Source organism: Sphingomonas sp. BGYR3, assembly GCF_025153455.1.
Taxonomy (GTDB): Bacteria; Pseudomonadota; Alphaproteobacteria; order Sphingomonadales; family Sphingomonadaceae; genus Sphingomonas.
On the sequence record NZ_JANZNT010000001.1, the window covers coordinates 378,341 to 393,387 of the forward strand.

Annotated in this window: 11 protein-coding genes; 7 read left to right on the plus strand and 4 right to left on the minus strand. The window is 64.8% G+C overall.

All coding sequences use genetic code 11. The annotated features are described in order from the left end of the window. Positions 1-120 precede the first annotated feature (120 nt). The 5 genes from NYR55_RS01695 to NYR55_RS01715 all read left to right on the plus strand — a co-directional run bounded on the left by NYR55_RS01695 (position 121) and on the right by NYR55_RS01715 (position 7,716). Positions 121-1,371, plus strand: a complete 1,251-nt coding sequence (locus NYR55_RS01695; protein ID WP_260019519.1) for a lipoprotein-releasing ABC transporter permease subunit — start codon at positions 121-123, stop codon at positions 1,369-1,371. Continuing rightward, positions 1,364-2,038 carry an ABC transporter ATP-binding protein gene (locus NYR55_RS01700; protein WP_260019520.1) on the plus strand — a complete coding sequence of 225 codons (675 nt, stop codon included), beginning with the start codon at positions 1,364-1,366 and terminating at the stop codon, positions 2,036-2,038. Before NYR55_RS01695 ends, NYR55_RS01700 begins: the two co-directional genes overlap by 8 nt. Further along, positions 2,035-2,517 (plus strand): glutathione peroxidase, encoded by a 483-nt coding sequence (locus tag NYR55_RS01705; protein ID WP_260019521.1) that lies wholly within the window; start codon positions 2,035-2,037, stop codon positions 2,515-2,517. Before NYR55_RS01700 ends, NYR55_RS01705 begins: the two co-directional genes overlap by 4 nt. A gap of 74 nt (positions 2,518-2,591) precedes the next feature. Then, the gene (gene dnaE, locus NYR55_RS01710) at positions 2,592-6,092 is read left to right on the plus strand and encodes a DNA polymerase III subunit alpha (protein ID WP_260019522.1); all 3,501 of its coding nucleotides are present in this window, start codon (positions 2,592-2,594) and stop codon (positions 6,090-6,092) included. A 16-nt stretch (positions 6,093-6,108) separates the two neighbouring features. After that, the gene (locus tag NYR55_RS01715) at positions 6,109-7,716 is read left to right on the plus strand and encodes a long-chain fatty acid--CoA ligase (protein ID WP_260019523.1); all 1,608 of its coding nucleotides are present in this window, start codon (positions 6,109-6,111) and stop codon (positions 7,714-7,716) included. On the opposite strand, the gene NYR55_RS01720 is transcribed toward NYR55_RS01715, so the two are convergent. Further along, a complete protein-coding gene (locus NYR55_RS01720) occupies positions 7,717-8,787 on the minus strand; it encodes a PA0069 family radical SAM protein (protein WP_260019524.1) in 1,071 nt (356 codons plus the stop codon). Positions 8,788-8,923: 136 nt separating this feature from the next. Here NYR55_RS01720 and NYR55_RS01725 point away from each other — a divergent pair, with 136 nt between their 5' ends. After that, a complete protein-coding gene (locus NYR55_RS01725; RefSeq protein ID WP_260019525.1) occupies positions 8,924-10,252 on the plus strand; it encodes a hypothetical protein in 1,329 nt (442 codons plus the stop codon). Here NYR55_RS01725 and moaB read toward each other — a convergent pair. The 3 genes from moaB to NYR55_RS01740 are packed head-to-tail and all read right to left on the minus strand — an operon-like array spanning position 10,186 to position 13,203. After that, a complete protein-coding gene (moaB, locus tag NYR55_RS01730) occupies positions 10,186-10,713 on the minus strand; it encodes a molybdenum cofactor biosynthesis protein B (protein WP_260019526.1) in 528 nt (175 codons plus the stop codon). The genes NYR55_RS01725 and moaB overlap by 67 nt on opposite strands. Then, on the minus strand, positions 10,703-12,481 hold the full coding sequence (locus NYR55_RS01735; protein ID WP_260019527.1) for a lytic transglycosylase domain-containing protein: 1,779 nt from the start codon (positions 12,479-12,481) through the stop codon (positions 10,703-10,705). The genes moaB and NYR55_RS01735 overlap by 11 nt, the downstream gene beginning before the upstream one ends. Further along, complete coding sequence (locus tag NYR55_RS01740) at positions 12,478-13,203, minus strand: uracil-DNA glycosylase (protein WP_260019528.1); 726 nt, start codon at positions 13,201-13,203, stop codon at positions 12,478-12,480. The genes NYR55_RS01735 and NYR55_RS01740 overlap by 4 nt, the downstream gene beginning before the upstream one ends. Positions 13,204-13,321: 118 nt before the next feature. Between NYR55_RS01740 and NYR55_RS01745 the strand changes: the two genes are divergently transcribed. After that, complete coding sequence (locus NYR55_RS01745) at positions 13,322-14,983, plus strand: electron transfer flavoprotein-ubiquinone oxidoreductase (RefSeq protein WP_260019529.1); 1,662 nt, start codon at positions 13,322-13,324, stop codon at positions 14,981-14,983. Positions 14,984-15,047: the final 64 nt, after the last annotated feature.

Sequence of the window (15,047 nt, forward strand, 5' to 3'; positions counted from 1 at the left end):
AGTCAGCATAATGACGTCACCCTGTGATGAATCGGCAACACGGTGATTGCGCCTGTCCGGTGCGGTGACTAAGCCAATGGCGGACCGACCCATGCCCTGTTTCAAGGAACTGCTCACCCCATGATCCTGTCGCGGTACGAGCGAATGATCGCCCGGCGATATCTGATGCCTGGCCGGGGCGAGGCGTTCATCTTTCTTGTCGCCGGGATCAGCCTGGCCGCGGTCATGCTGGGCGTTGCCGCGCTGGTCGTGGTGATGAGCGTGATGAACGGGTTCCGCGCGGAACTGTTCGACAAGATCGTCGGCCTGAACGGTCACGCCGTGGTGCAGGGGTATAATGGCCGCCTGCCCGACTGGCGGGAAATTGTCGGGGAGGCGCGGGCGACGCCGGGCATCACCTCTGCAACCCCGCTGATCGAGCAGCCATTGATGGCAAGCTATTCCGGCCGGGTGGAGGGCGTGCTGGTCCGCGGAATGCAGATTTCCGATATCCGGTCCAACCCCACGATCCGCGATAGTGTGCTTCAGGGCAACCTGAATGCCCTGACGCCGGACCAGTCGACGGTCGCCATCGGATCGCGGCTTGCCCAGTCGCTGGGCGCCACCGTGGGGAGCGAGATTTCGCTGATCAGTCCGCAGGGGCCGACGACGCCTTTCGGCACCGTGCCCCGCATCGTCAGCTATCGCGTCGTCGCCATTTTCGAGGTTGGCCTGTACGATTACGACAAGGCGTTCGTCGTCATGCCGATGCAGGATGCCCAGACGCTGCTGCTGATGGGCGATTCGGTCGGCATGATCGAGATGGAGAGCGTCGATGCCGACCGGATCGGTTCGATCATCGCGCCGCTGGCCAAATCGGTCGGCGACCGGGCGCAGATCGTCGACTGGCGGATGCTCAATTCCTCGCTGTTCGAGGCGTTATCGATCGACCGCGTCGTCAGCTTTACCGTGCTGTCGCTGATCATCCTGGTGGCCGTGTTCAACATCCTGTCCTCGCTGATCATGCTGGTGCGGGCCAAGACGCGGGATATCGCGATCCTGCGCACCATGGGCGCGACGCGCAGCGGCCTTATCCGCATTTTCATGACGGTGGGCACGACCATCGGCACGCTGGGCATCCTTGCCGGATTGGCGCTGGGTTTCCTGTTCATCACCTTTCGCGAACAGGTCGTCATGTTCATCGGCCTGGTCACCGGGCTGGAGGTGTGGAACCCCGAAATGCGTTTTCTGACCGAATTGCCGGCCAAGACCGACCCGGCCGAAGTGATCGGCATCGTCGTCCTCGCCTTTATCCTGTGCGTGCTGGCGACGCTGTACCCGGCGTTGAAGGCGGCGAGCACCGACCCCGTTCAGGTGCTGCGTTATGAGTGAAGCCGTTCTTCAGACCACACAGCTCAAGCGCACCTTTTCACAGGGCGGCGCGGAGATCGAAGTGCTGCGCGGCGTCGATCTGAGCATCGCGCCGGGCGAGATCGTGGCCCTCCTGGGGCCATCGGGATCGGGCAAATCGACGCTGCTGCAGGCGGTCGGACTGCTGGAGGGCGGGTTCGAAGGGTCGATCCGCATTGCGGGGCAGGAGGTCGCAAGCCTGGATGCCCATGGCCGCACGATGGTGCGGCGTGACCGGCTGGGCTTCATCTATCAGTTCCACCACCTGCTGCCCGATTTCAACGCGACCGAGAATGTCGTGCTGCCCCAGTTGATTCACGGGACGAGCGATGCGGACGCGCGAACCCGGGCCGAGGCGCTGCTGACAACCCTTGGCCTTGGCCAGCGGCTGACCCACCGGCCAAGCCAGCTGTCGGGCGGCGAGCAGCAGCGCGTTGCCGTGGCGCGGGCGCTGGCCAACCGCCCGGCCCTGGTGCTGGCCGACGAGCCGACGGGCAACCTGGACGAGGCGACGGCGGATATCGTGCTGTCCGAGTTTCTGGCGCTGGTGCGGGGCGAAGGATCGTCGGCTCTCGTCGCCACGCATAACGAGCGGCTTGCGGCCCGCATGGACCGCGTCGTGCGCCTGCATGAAGGAGTGCTGCAATGACCGACCTGTTCACGCTGCCCATCCGGCGGGCCGACGGCACCGAAACGACGCTGGCCGACCATCGCGGCAAGGTGTTGCTGATCGTGAATGTCGCGTCGAAATGCGGGTTCACGCCGCAGTATAAGGGGTTGGAGGCGCTGTACCGCGATCTTCAGGACCGCGGTCTGGTCGTCCTCGGCTTTCCCTGCAATCAGTTCGGCGCGCAGGAGCCGGGCGATGCAGCGGAAATCGCCAGTTTCTGCAGCCTGACCTATGACGTCACCTTTCCCGTCTTTGCCAAGATCGATGTGAATGGCGATGATGCCGCACCGCTGTTTCGCCACCTGAAGGCAGAGGCGCCGGGCGTGTTGGGCAGTCAGGCGATCAAGTGGAATTTTACCAAGTTCCTGGTGGATCGTGCTGGTAATGTTGTGGAACGCTATGCGCCGACCACCGCGCCCGATGCGATCCGCGCCGATATCGAGCGGTTGCTGGGCTGAACCCTGCTGAACTTGGCTGTGGATAAGCCCGGCTGCGCCCTTTCGATCGGGGGCTGGGACGGGTAGAACGGGACATGGCTCATTCCGGTTTTGTCCCCCTGCGCATCTTTTCCGCTTACACGATGCTGGAAGGGGCGATCCAGCCAAAGGCAATTGCCAAGCGGGCACGATCGCTGGGTTTCCCTGCCGCTGCGCTGACCGATCGCAACGGCCTGTACGCTGCGATGACGTTCAGCGACGCGGCGCGGGGCGAGGGGGTTCAGCCGATCATCGGGACGTTGCTGGCCGTGGCCCGGCCGGGGCAGGAAGGGGAGCATCGCCCCGCCATCGACTGGTTGCCGCTGCTGGCACAGGATCAGACCGGCTATGACAATCTGTGCGCCCTGGTCAGTCAGGCGCATCTGGGGCGTCCGATCGAGCTGGATGCGCATGTCACGCTGGCTTTCCTTGAGCAGCACAAGGACGGGCTGATCGCCCTGACCGGCGGGGGCGAGGGCGCCCTGGCCCGGCTGTTTTCCGAGGGACAGGCCGACCACGCCCGCGCCTATGCCGACCGGCTGCAGGCGATGTTCGGCGATCGGCTATATGTCGAGATCAGCCGGCGCGGCGACGCGGTGGAACAGGCCGCCGAACGCGCCCTGATCGATCTGGCCTATGATCGCAATCTGCCGATCGTGGCGACCAATCCGTGCTGTTATGCCGAGAATGATTTTCACGAAGCGCATGACGCCATGCTGTGCATCGCGCATTCGGACTACATTGCCAGCGAAGACCGGGTCCGTTCATCCCGCGAAAGCTGGATGAAGCCGGCCAGCGACATGGCCGTACTGTTTCAGGATCTGCCAGAGGCGATTGCCAACACGCTGGTAGTCGCGCAGCGGTGCGCCGTTGCCGCACCCAAGCGCAAGCCCATCCTGCCCAGCCTGGCCGGAGACCGGGATGGCGAGGCCGCGATGCTGCGCGAACAGGCGCAATCCGGGCTGGAACTGCGGCTGCATCGCATTGCCGAGCTGGAGGGGCGCGTAGTCACCGATGATTGGGCCGCGCCCTATCGGGAACGGCTGACGTTCGAGCTGGACGTCATTATCCAGATGGGCTTTCCCGGCTATTTCCTGATCGTCGCGGATTTCATCCAATGGGCCAAGGCACAGGGGATTCCCGTCGGGCCGGGCCGCGGATCGGGCGCGGGATCGGTCGTCGCATGGGCGCTGACCATCACGGACCTTGACCCCATCAAGCTGGGCCTGCTGTTCGAACGGTTCCTGAACCCGGAACGTGTGTCGATGCCCGATTTCGACATCGATTTCTGCGAAACCCGCCGCGGCGAGGTCATCCGCTATGTTCAGGAACGCTATGGCGCGGACAAGGTGGCGCAGATCATCACGTTCGGAACGATGAAGGCGCGCGCCGTGCTGCGCGATACCGGCCGGGTGCTTCAGATGAGCTATGGCCAGATCGACCGGCTGACCAAGCTGGTGCCCAATCACCCGACGGACCCCTGGACGCTGGAGCGCGCGCTGAACGGGGTGAGCGAGCTTCACGCCGAATATCAGAACGACAATCAGGTCCACCGCCTGTTCGACCTGGCGATGCGGCTGGAGGGGCTGCCCCGGCACAGTTCGACCCACGCCGCCGGCGTGGTGATCGGCGACCGGCCGCTGGCGGAGCTGGTCCCGCTCTATCGCGATCCCCGGTCGGACATGCCGGTGACGCAGTTCGACATGAAATATGCCGAACAGGCCGGTCTGGTGAAGTTCGACTTTCTGGGCCTGAAAACCCTGTCCGTGCTGCAGGAAGCAGTGCGGCTGTTGTCGCTGCGGGGCATATCGGTCGATCTCGACGCGTTGTCCTGGGACGATGCCGATACCTATGCCCTGCTGCAGCGGGGCGACACGGTCGGCGTGTTCCAGCTGGAATCCGAAGGGATGCGGCGCACCCTGTCGGCCGTGCGGCCGTCCAATTTCGGCGACATCATTGCGCTCGTCTCGCTCTATCGCCCCGGTCCGATGGATAACATCCCCAGTTTCGGCCGGCGCAAGAACGGGCAGGAGGCAATCACCTATCCCCATCCGCTGCTGGAGCCGATCCTGGCGGAAACCTATGGCATCTTCGTCTATCAGGAACAGGTGATGCAGGCCGCACAGGTGCTGGCCGGATATTCGCTGGGCGGTGCCGACCTGCTGCGCCGCGCGATGGGCAAGAAGATCAAGGCGGAGATGGACGCTCAGCGCGCCACGTTCGTCGAGGGATCGGCCAAGCATAACGGGATCAAGCCGGCCAAGGCGAACGAGCTGTTCGATTTGATCGACAAGTTCGCCGGATATGGCTTCAACAAGTCGCACGCAGCGGCCTATGCCCTGCTTGCCTATCAGACCGCGTGGCTGAAAGCGCATTATCCGCACGAATTCTTCGCCGCCTCGATGAGCTTTGACATCCATCAGACGGACAAGCTCGCCATTTTCGCGGATGACATGAAGCGGCTGGGCATCACCGCTCTTCCCCCGTGCGTCAACGCCAGCCGCGCCGATTTCTCGGTAGAGGTCGATGGCGATGCACTGGCCGTGCGCTATGCCCTTGGCGCGCTGAAGGGTGTCGGCGAACGAGCGATGGAGCAGATCGTCGAGGAGCGGGAGGCCAATGGTTCCTTTGCCTCGCTCGACGATTTCGCGGCGCGCGTCGATCCGCGGGCGTTGAACAAGCGGCAAGTGGAAACGCTGGCCGGAGCGGGTGCGTTCGATACGCTCAACGCCAACCGTGCCGGGGTCGTCGCGGCTGCCGAAACGATCATGGCGGTGGCACAACGCACGCATGAGGGGCGGACCAGCGGGCAGGGCGGCCTGTTCGGCGCGGCGATGGCGTCCGAACCGGATATCCAGTTGCCCGACAGCGCGAAATGGACGCCGACGGAACGGGTCAATGCCGAGCGAGAGGCGTTTGGCTTCTATTTCTCCGCCCATCCGGCCGATCGCTATGCGGCACAGGCGCGGCTGAACGGCGCACGGGCCATCGCGACGCTGGGCGAGGTCAAGATCGACGAGGGCGGCCGAGCCACCGCTGTAGTCGCCGCGCTGATCGAGGATTGCCGGTCCCGCACGTCGGCGCGCGGCAACAGCTATGTCATGGCGAATCTGTCCGATGCGTCTGGCGGGGTCGTTGCATCCTGTTTCGACGAGGATGCCGCCAACGCCATGGGCGAGATTGCGCGCGAGGGCGGCTGCGCGTTGCTGACGGTCGAGCTGGATCGCAAACCGGGCGAGGAAATGCCCCGCGTCACCGTTCGCAGTGCGCGGCGGATCGACGCGGTGGCGGCCGATATGCGGTTGATGCTGGAGGTGGAACTGACCAGCATCGCGGCGCTAGAGGCGGTGAAGGAACTGCTGGCGCCCATTGCCACGGGAGGCAAGTCGGCCGTTCACCTGACCGTGCCGACCAGTGACGGGAATAGCGCGCGGCTATGGCTCGGTTCCGGCTTCCGGCTGGATCCCGGCCTTGCCGCGACCATCGAGACGCTGCAGGATGTGTCCAAAGCGACGATCGAAGTCGCCAGACCGGGACGGCTTGCCGTCGCGGGATAACCGGACGGAGAGACAGATGCTGGGATCGATGCAGGATTTCGAGCTGCGCGTGATGCGCTTGCTTGATCATGCCGAACGCGAACATGGATCGCGCGAAATCGTGACCCGCTGGGCCGATGGCAGCGAGACGCGCACCGATTGGGCCGGCATTGCCCAGGATGCGCGGCGGCTGGCGCAGGCGCTGGAACGGCTGGGCTGCAAGCCGGGCGACCGGATCGCCACGCTGGCCATGAACCACAGCCGCCATCTGGTGACGTGGTACGGGGCGATCGGGATGGGCGGCATCGTCCACACCATCAATCCGCGCCTGTTCCCCGATCAGCTGGCCTTTATCGGCAATCATGCCGAGGATGTGGTGCTGATGTACGACCGCGCCTTTGCGCCGCTGGTCGAACGGATGAAGCCGCACTGGCATACGATCCGCCATTATGTCTGCTATGATCCTGGCCCGACCGATACCGACGGCGACATCGGGTTCGAGGCGCTGATTGAACGGGAAAATGGTGATTATACGTGGGTCGAGGGCGATGAGCGCGACCCATGCATGCTGTGTTACACCAGCGGCACCACCGGCAATCCCAAGGGCGTGCTTTACAGCCACCGAAGTTCCACGCTGCATGCGCTCGTCGAATTGCAGCCTTCGGTCTTTGACCTGGAGGCTGGATCGGTGGCCATGCCGATCGTGCCGATGTTTCATGCCGTGGGCTGGGGCATGCCCTTTGCCTCGCCGGCGGTTGGCCTGAAGCTGGTCTTTTCCACTGTGAACGAGCCTGCGCTGCTGTGCGAACTGATGAACCGGGAACGGGTGACTCATTCGGCTGGAGTGCCGACCGTGTGGTTCGCGATGTTTCAGCATATGGATGCGACCGGGGAGGAGCCGCGTCACCTAAAGGTCGTGACCATCGGCGGGTCGGCGGCACCGCGGTCGATGATCGAGCGGCTGATGCGGATGGGTGTCCGCGTCAATCATGCCTGGGGCATGACGGAAACATCGCCCATCGGCACGATCGGCCAGCGTTCAGTCGATTGGGATGACCTGAGTTTCGACCAGCAGGTCGACCAGGTGTGCCGTCAGGGCCGCGTGCCCTATGGCGTCGAGATGCGGATCGTGGACGAGCAGGGCCGTGTACTGGAGCGTGACGGACAACAGGCCGGGCAGCTGCAGGTGCGGGGCCCCTGGGTCATCAAGCAGTATTTCAAGGATGGCGACGGCCCCTGCCTGACCCCTGATGGCTGGTTCGATACGGGGGATGTCGCCATCCTGCACCCCGATGGCACGATGCAGATCACCGACCGATCAAAGGACGTGATCAAATCCGGCGGCGAGTGGATCAGCTCGGTCGAGCTTGAAAACGCTGCTGTCGGCTGCCCCGGCGTGGCGGAGGCGGCGGCGATCGGCGTTCACCACCCGCGGTGGGAGGAGCGGCCGATCCTGCTGGTGGTCCGCAAGCCCGATACCACGGTGACAGCAGAACAGATCCAGGCTTATCTGACGCAGCACGTCGCCAAATGGTGGCTGCCCGACGAGGTACACTTCGTCGACAGCCTGCCGCATACGGCGACCGGCAAGCTGCTGAAAACAGCGATCCGTGAGCAGTTCAAGGGATATTCGATCGCCGCCTGATCAGGCGAACAGATCGCCCTGTGGCCCGGCGGGCGGGCGGAACAGGTCGCAGCGAAGGTCCAGCCGATCGCTGGTGAGTCCGAGCCGGCGACTGGCGATCCGGAACCGCGTGCGGAGCAGGGTGGCCCATTCGCCCTGCCCCCGCATCCGGCTGAAAAATTCCGGATCGTTGTCACGCCCGCCGCGCAGTGAATGGATGATCGCCATCACCTTGCCCGCCCGGTCCGGGTAATGCGTCTGAAGCCACGCCCGGAACAGCGGCGCGACCTCGTGCGGCAGGCGGACGGGCATGAAGAATGCCGAGCGCGCCCCCGCTTCGGCTGCGCGGGACAGGATCGCTTCCATCTCCCCGTCGGTGATCGCAGGGATGACGGGGGACAGCGAGACATACACGGGAATGCCCGCCTCCGTCAGCTTTGCTATGGCGGCAAGCCGCTTTTCGGGATGCGGCGCGCGCGGTTCCAGCGTCATGGTGATCCGCGGATCAAGCGAAGTGATCGAGATCATGACGGCGCACAGGCCCTGCGCCGCCATGGGCTGCAACAGGTCAAGGTCGCGCAGCACCCGGTCGGACTTTGTCGTGATCGTCAGCGGATGGCGGCATTCCGCCAGGATTTCGAGGCACCCGCGCATGATCCGCCATTCGCGTTCGATCGGCTGATAGGCGTCAGTATTGGTACCGAACGCAATCGGACGACATTGATAACCGGTACGGGAAAGCTCTGCCCGCAGCAGGGCTGGGGCGTCCGGCTTGGCAAACAGCCGCGTTTCGAAATCGAGGCCGGGCGACAGGTCGTGAAAGGCATGGGTCGGCCGCGCGAAGCAATAGATGCAGCCATGCTCGCAGCCGCGATAGGGATTGATCGAACGGTCGAAGGGGACGTCGGGCGATTGATTGCGGGTGATGATGGTCGGGGGATTCTCGACGGTGACGGAGGTGCGGACCGGGCGGGGTTCGCCGTCGATCAGCGCCTGTTCGTCCAGCCAGTCGCCGTCCGCCTGCCGGTCGGCCAGACCGAACCGTTGGGGAACCGGGTTGTGGGTTGCGCCCCGCGCATTGCGCCTGGTCATAGGCGGAACATAAACAGAACATTGCTGCCGGGCAAGGCAGATTCGTCGTTAATGTCCCGACCTGAAACCATCCGATGCTGCGCGACGCTCGCCCGGCAGGGGACGGCCCGGTAGCATCGGCCGCGAAGGGACGATCATGCTGGATGGTTCATCGCGGTTGAGCAGGGATTGGACAACGCGCAGAGTTCCGTTCGTTGCCGCTATCCTGCTGGCGGTGATCCTGCGCGCGATCTTTATCCTGGCCGTGCCGGTGACGCCGGATTCGGATGGGGCATGGTATCTGCTGCGCGCTCAGGAAATGGCGGCTGGCATGGGATATCAGGAGCGCGGGCATCCTACTGCGTTCTGGCCCGTCGGTTATCCAGCGCTGCTGGCAGGCGCGCTGATGCTGACCGGCCCGACGCTGACGGGACCGTTGATTGCGAACCTGATGGCTTCGGCGGCCATCACCACGTTGATCGGAGCGATGGCGCGTGGGCTGGGCGCAACGCGGCAGGCGGCAGTGCTGTCGATGCTGCTCTATGCCGTCTATCCGGCGCATATCGTCTATACCGGCGTACTGGCGGCGGAAACGACCAGCACGGCGGTGCTGATGGCGGGGGTGGCTGCGCTGATCCTTGGTCGGGGCAGGGCCGGCATGGCGGTGGTCGCTGGCCTGCTGCTGGGCCTGGCCACGCTGATGCGGCCGCAATCGATGTTCGTGTGCATGGCGCTGATCCCGACGATGTGGCTGTCGCTGCGTGCGTTTGGCTGGCGGCGGGCGCTGGCAACGATGCTGCTGGCGGTGGCGGGAATGGCGGTGGTGGTGACCCCGTGGACGATGCGCAATCAGCAACAGCTTGGCGCGCCGGTGCTGGTATCCACCAATGGCGGCATCGCGTTACAGGCCGGTGCGAACGATCTGGCCACGGGTGGCTATTTTCAGGTCGAGAAATCGCCCCTGTGGGCACAGACCGGACTGTCGTTCGATCAGCGGATCGAGCGGCAGGTGGAGATGGACGCGCGTCTGAAACGGATGGCGATCGATTGGATCGTTCAGCATCCGGCGGAATGGGCCATGCTGGGGGTGCGCAAGGTGGTCCTGTTATGGGCCAAGGATACCGACGCCTTCTGGTCGCTGCACGCCAGCTATCCGGACCGGTCCGGCCTGTGGCGGGTCGCGCAGGCGGGCAATCAGCTGGTGTACCTGTCGATCCTGGGCCTGTCGGCAATCGGGTTTGCACCTAGCATCGCGGCATTGTGGCGGCGGAGGCTGGACCAGTCGGCGATGACGGTTGCGCTGGCCGTCCCAGTGCTGACCACCGCACTGGCGTTCGTGTTCACCGGACAGACCCGGTATCACTATCCCGCCATGCCGTTCCTGATGATCGGAGCGGGGCTTGGCCTGGTCTGGCTGGTTCAGCGTTCGCGCAGCCGGGGCATCAGTTCGACGAAGTTGCAGGGGCGGTGGCGGCTGTCGAGCTGATCGCGCAGGATACCGTCCCATCCGTCGCGCACCGCGCCGGTCGATCCGGGCAATGCAAAGAGATAGGTGCCGCGCGCGACGGCGGCACAGGCGCGCGACTGGATGGTTGACGTGCCGATCGTCTGAAAGCTGAGCCAGCGGAACAATTCGCCAAAGCCCGGAATGGGTTTGTCCTGGACCTGCTCGATCGCCTCTGGCGTCACATCGCGGCCGGTAACGCCAGTGCCGCCGGTGGTCAGGACGCAATCAACCAACGGATCGTCGATCCATTCGTTCAGCTGACGAACGATCAGCGCGACATCGTCCGCCACGATGGCGCGGGCGGCAAGGACATGGCCCGCATCCGTCAGCCGTTCAACCAGCGTATCGCCCGACCGGTCATCGGCCGCAGTGCGCGTGTCGGAAATAGTGAGGACGGCAATGCGGACGGGAATGAACGCCCGCCCCTGATCAATTGGCACCGACGATCCGTCCGGCGCTGGTATCGGTCATGCGAACCGCGGGTGCCCCGGCCATGCCGGGAAAGCGGGGCCACATCCCCTGGCTCAGCGCCTGACGGCTGGCCGAGGCGCGACCCTCATGCTGTTCGTACATCCAGTAGTTGCGCAGCACGGTCATCACATAGCCGCGCGTTTCCCAGTATGGGATGCTTTCAATGTACAGCAGCGGATCGCCCTTGCTCCGCACGGTGACGTTCCACGTCTCAACGGGCGTCGGACCGGCGTTATAGGCGGCGATCACTTTTGGCAGCAGGCCGGCGGTAAACGGGCGGTCGCGCAGCTGTTCCAGATAGGTCTGGCCGACCTCCATGTTCACCGATGGCTGGGCCAGGTCCGCGCGTTCGATCTTCATCCCCTTGGTCCGGCCCACATCGATGGCCGCGGCCGGCATCACCTGCATCAGGCCAAAGGCACCGGCGGGGCTGACCACATCCGGATTGAACCGTGATTCCTGAAGCGTGTGGGCATAGACCAGCGCCTTGTCGACGCGCCATCCGCCCTCCGGCTTCCATTTGGGGGCGGGATAGCGCGCCTGCGCCACCAGGTTCACACCCGCCGGGCCATTGTGGCACAACCACAGCTGCGTCTGAGGCAAATCGAGCGCACCGGCCAGCGTGATCAGCGCGGCGTGTTCATTACGTGGGCCGATCTTTGCCTGATGCCGCAGCACTGCGTCGGCCAGCTTGAGTTCGCCGATCTGAACCAATGCGGCGGCCACGCGCACGTTTGCCCGGCGCTCCAGATCGCCCAGTGGCAACGCGCCCAGCACCTTGGCATTGGCGGTGTTGTCGGTCAGTCCCAGCGATTGCCGAGCCAGCAGGCCGTAAAAGGTTTCACGATATTGCGCCGCGGATTGCAGCCGCGATTGAACCCGCTGCGGCTCGCCACAGGCAATGTCCGCGCGGGTGGCCCAAAACAGGCCCGCCGAACGCATCTCGACATCGGGCGCGTTGCGGCCGACCCGCTCGAACGCGGCCTGAGCCGTCCGGCAATCCTCGCGCCGCCAGCTGGCCAGGCCAAGCACCCAATCGCCCTGAACCTGCCACGGGCCGACACCGCGGCTTGCCTCGGTCGCGATCGAGGCTGCGTTTTCGTCGTCCCCGGCAGCGTAAAAGATCCACGCGATCTTTTGCTGCCACTCGGTCAGCGCCTCGGGTGTCAGCCGCCCGCGATGCTGATCCAGCAACGCGCGGGCAGAAACGCCGTCATCCGCCTTGATAAACGGCTTCATCGCCTCTGCCAGCTGGGCAGAGGCCGCATCGCTCAGTGCGCGGGCACGCTGGCGGCTGGGCGGGGCATCGTACCAGACGAGCCGCTGCTGGGCAGGCAGATTCGGCAGAGCGGTGGCACCGCGGCTTACGGCCAGCCGGGCGATCTGTTCCGCCTGCGGCAGTTCCGGCGCCTCGTTCAGCAGCGCCAGCAGTGCCGGCATCTCGACCTTTGGCGAATTGCGCGCGGTGTAGAGTTCGGCCCGCATCACCGGGTGCAGGACGCCCGGCGTCATGCCGTCGATCAACAATTGCGCGTCGGTCCAGCGTTCCGCCCGGATCGCCGTCAGGATCGCGCGATAGGATGCGCCCTGTTCCGGCGTCAGGATTGCGGGTGCCGCAATACCGGGCGTTTCGCGCTGCGGCACGCCTTCGTCGGCGGGCGCGACCTCACGCGCCAGGGCATTGCCGGACAGCAGGAGGGCGATCGCTACCGCCACTCCCTTCACCGCGCCGTTCATTGCAACCCCCGCATCAAGGACTGGATATCGCGCCACACCTCACCCTTCACGCGCGGTCGTTCGACCATGAAGCGGGGGGCGTGAGTTGCGACAACCGCCAATTTCCGCGCATCATGGTTAACCGCGCGTAAACGTCCACGTTCCGCCCGATCATTGATCCCGAACAAGGCACGGCTCGTCGCTTGGCCGAAAACCAGGACGCGCCGAGCCCCGCTGATCGCAAGGAGATGATGCGCGATCCGCCCGAATTCGGGGAGCTGTTCGGCCGGGATCTGTCCGGTCGCCGGGGCCTTGACCGCCAGCGTAGCGATATGGGCCGTAGCGCGGTCGATGCCGATTGCGGCCAGGATATTGTCCGTCAACCGGCCGACCGCTCCGCTGGACAAGGGCCCATCCACATCCTCGCCTTCCGGGACGTCGCTGAGGATCAGCCATTCCGCATCGACCGGGCCGGACGGCGGGACAACGCGGCCGGGCCATGCCGCATCCGGGGCATCCGGACCCAGCCGCCAGGCGATGTACGATGCCCAGTCGCCGGGCAGGGGCGAATCACTGACCGGGATGGCCGAGGGTGCGGCAGGCGCGGCGGCCATTGCCGGGACTGGGGGGGCGATCCAGCCGCCCGCCGTCTCTTCGACCAGTTGATCGACGCCGGCATCCGCCCACCATTCAAGCGCGCTTGCCGCAACGTCATGCCATCGATGGTCGGTATCTGCCCCCATAGCAGCACCAAAGGCCGGGTTGACCCTGCCGTCAATCTGCTTGAACGAAAGAACCGGTTCAGGCGTTGCCGATCAACGATCAACAGGCACGCCGGATGGCAAAGGAAGAGGACGATCGATGAGCGAGCGGGAATCCATGCACTATGACGTCGTGGTCGTGGGGGCTGGACCGGCCGGGCTGTCGGCCGCGATCCGGCTGAAACAGCGGGCGGAGGCGGAGGGTCGCGAGCTGTCCGTCTGCGTCATCGAAAAGGGGTCGGAGGTTGGCGCCCACATCCTGTCGGGTGCCGTGTTCGATCCGCGCGCGCTGGATGAGCTGATCCCCGATTGGCGCACGCTCGATTGCCCGATGGCCGAGGTACCGGTGACGGAAAACCATCACTGGGTCCTGTCCGGCAAGGGCAAGCGCGAGTTCCCCCATTTCCTGTTGCCGCCATTCATGCACAACAAGGGCTGCTACACCGGATCGCTGGGCAATCTGTGCCGCTGGCTGGCGGGGCAGGCAGAAGCGCTTGGCGTGGAAATCTTTCCCGGATTTGCGGCGGCAGAGGTGCTGTTCGGCGAGGACGGATCGGTGCGGGGCATCGCCACCGGCGACATGGGCGTGGCGCGCGATGGATCGCACAAGCCGGATTATCAGCCTGGGCTTGAGCTGCACGCCCGGTACACCCTGTTTGCCGAGGGGGTTCGCGGTCACCTGTCCAAGCAGCTGATCGCGAAATATGATCTGGCGGCCGACAGCGAGCCGCAGGTTTATGGCATCGGCATCAAGGAATTGTGGGATATTCCGGCCGACAAGCACGTGCCCGGCCGCGTGATCCATACTCAGGGCTGGCCGTTGAGCGAGACGGCGGGGTCGAATGGCGGCGGTTTCCTGTATCATCAGGCCAATGGTCAGGTGGCGTTGGGATTTGTCACCTGGCTCAATTATTCCAATCCGCATCTGTCGCCGTTTCACGAAATGCAGCGGTGGAAGACGCATCCGGCGATCCGCGAGATCCTGGAGGGCGGCAAGCGCGTGTCCTATGGCGCGCGGGCGATCAATGACGGCGGCTGGCAATCGGTGCCAAAGCTGACCTTTCCCGGCGGCGCGCTGATCGGCTGTTCGGCCGGGTTCGTGAACGTGCCCCGGATCAAGGGCAGCCATACCGCGATGAAGACGGGCATGATGGCCGCCGATGCCGCGTTCGACGCCGTGACAGCAGACCGGTCGGGCGACGAGCTGACCGCCTATACCGACGCCTACCGCTCCAGCTGGGTCGAAAAGGAATTGCGCATCGTGCGCAACGTCGTGCCGCTGGTGAAGAAGTTCGGCGACACGATCGGCACCGGGCTTGCCGGGGCGGCGATGTGGGCGGAACAGCTGGGCCTGCGCCTGCCGTTCACCATGGGGCATCACCCGGATCACGAAAGCCTGTGGCGCGCGGACCTCGTCCCGAAAATCGATTATCCGAAGCCCGATGGCGTCATCTCGTTCGATCGGTTGTCCTCGGTGTTCCTGTCCAACACCAACCATGAGGAGGACCAGCCGGTCCATCTGAAGCTGAAGGATCCGGCCGTTCCGATCGAATACAACCTGCCCTTGTACGACGAGCCGGCCCAGCGATACTGCCCGGCGGGCGTCTATGAGGTTGTCGGACAGGAAACCGGCACGCCGCGATTTCAGATCAATGCGCAGAATTGCGTTCACTGCAAAACCTGTGACATCAAGGACCCCACCCAGAACATCGTCTGGGTTGCGCCGGAGGGCGGTGGAGGACCGAATTATCCGAACATGTAACCCTAGCGGGCCCGGCATCGCCGTTCTGATCGCGGCGCTGGCCTTGATGGCACCGGGCGCCGCA

Coding starts and splice junctions, on each gene's coding strand:
- NYR55_RS01695 (WP_260019519.1), top strand. CDS start 121: ATGATCCTGTCGCGGTACGAGCGAATGATCGCCCGGCGATATCTGATG.
- NYR55_RS01700 (WP_260019520.1), top strand. CDS start 1,364: ATGAGTGAAGCCGTTCTTCAGACCACACAGCTCAAGCGCACCTTTTCA.
- NYR55_RS01705 (WP_260019521.1), top strand. CDS start 2,035: ATGACCGACCTGTTCACGCTGCCCATCCGGCGGGCCGACGGCACCGAA.
- dnaE (WP_260019522.1), top strand. CDS start 2,592: ATGGCTCATTCCGGTTTTGTCCCCCTGCGCATCTTTTCCGCTTACACG.
- NYR55_RS01715 (WP_260019523.1), top strand. CDS start 6,109: ATGCTGGGATCGATGCAGGATTTCGAGCTGCGCGTGATGCGCTTGCTT.
- NYR55_RS01720 (WP_260019524.1), bottom strand. CDS start 8,787: ATGACCAGGCGCAATGCGCGGGGCGCAACCCACAACCCGGTTCCCCAA.
- NYR55_RS01725 (WP_260019525.1), top strand. CDS start 8,924: ATGCTGGATGGTTCATCGCGGTTGAGCAGGGATTGGACAACGCGCAGA.
- NYR55_RS01735 (WP_260019527.1), bottom strand. CDS start 12,481: ATGAACGGCGCGGTGAAGGGAGTGGCGGTAGCGATCGCCCTCCTGCTG.
- NYR55_RS01740 (WP_260019528.1), bottom strand. CDS start 13,203: ATGGGGGCAGATACCGACCATCGATGGCATGACGTTGCGGCAAGCGCG.
- NYR55_RS01745 (WP_260019529.1), top strand. CDS start 13,322: ATGAGCGAGCGGGAATCCATGCACTATGACGTCGTGGTCGTGGGGGCT.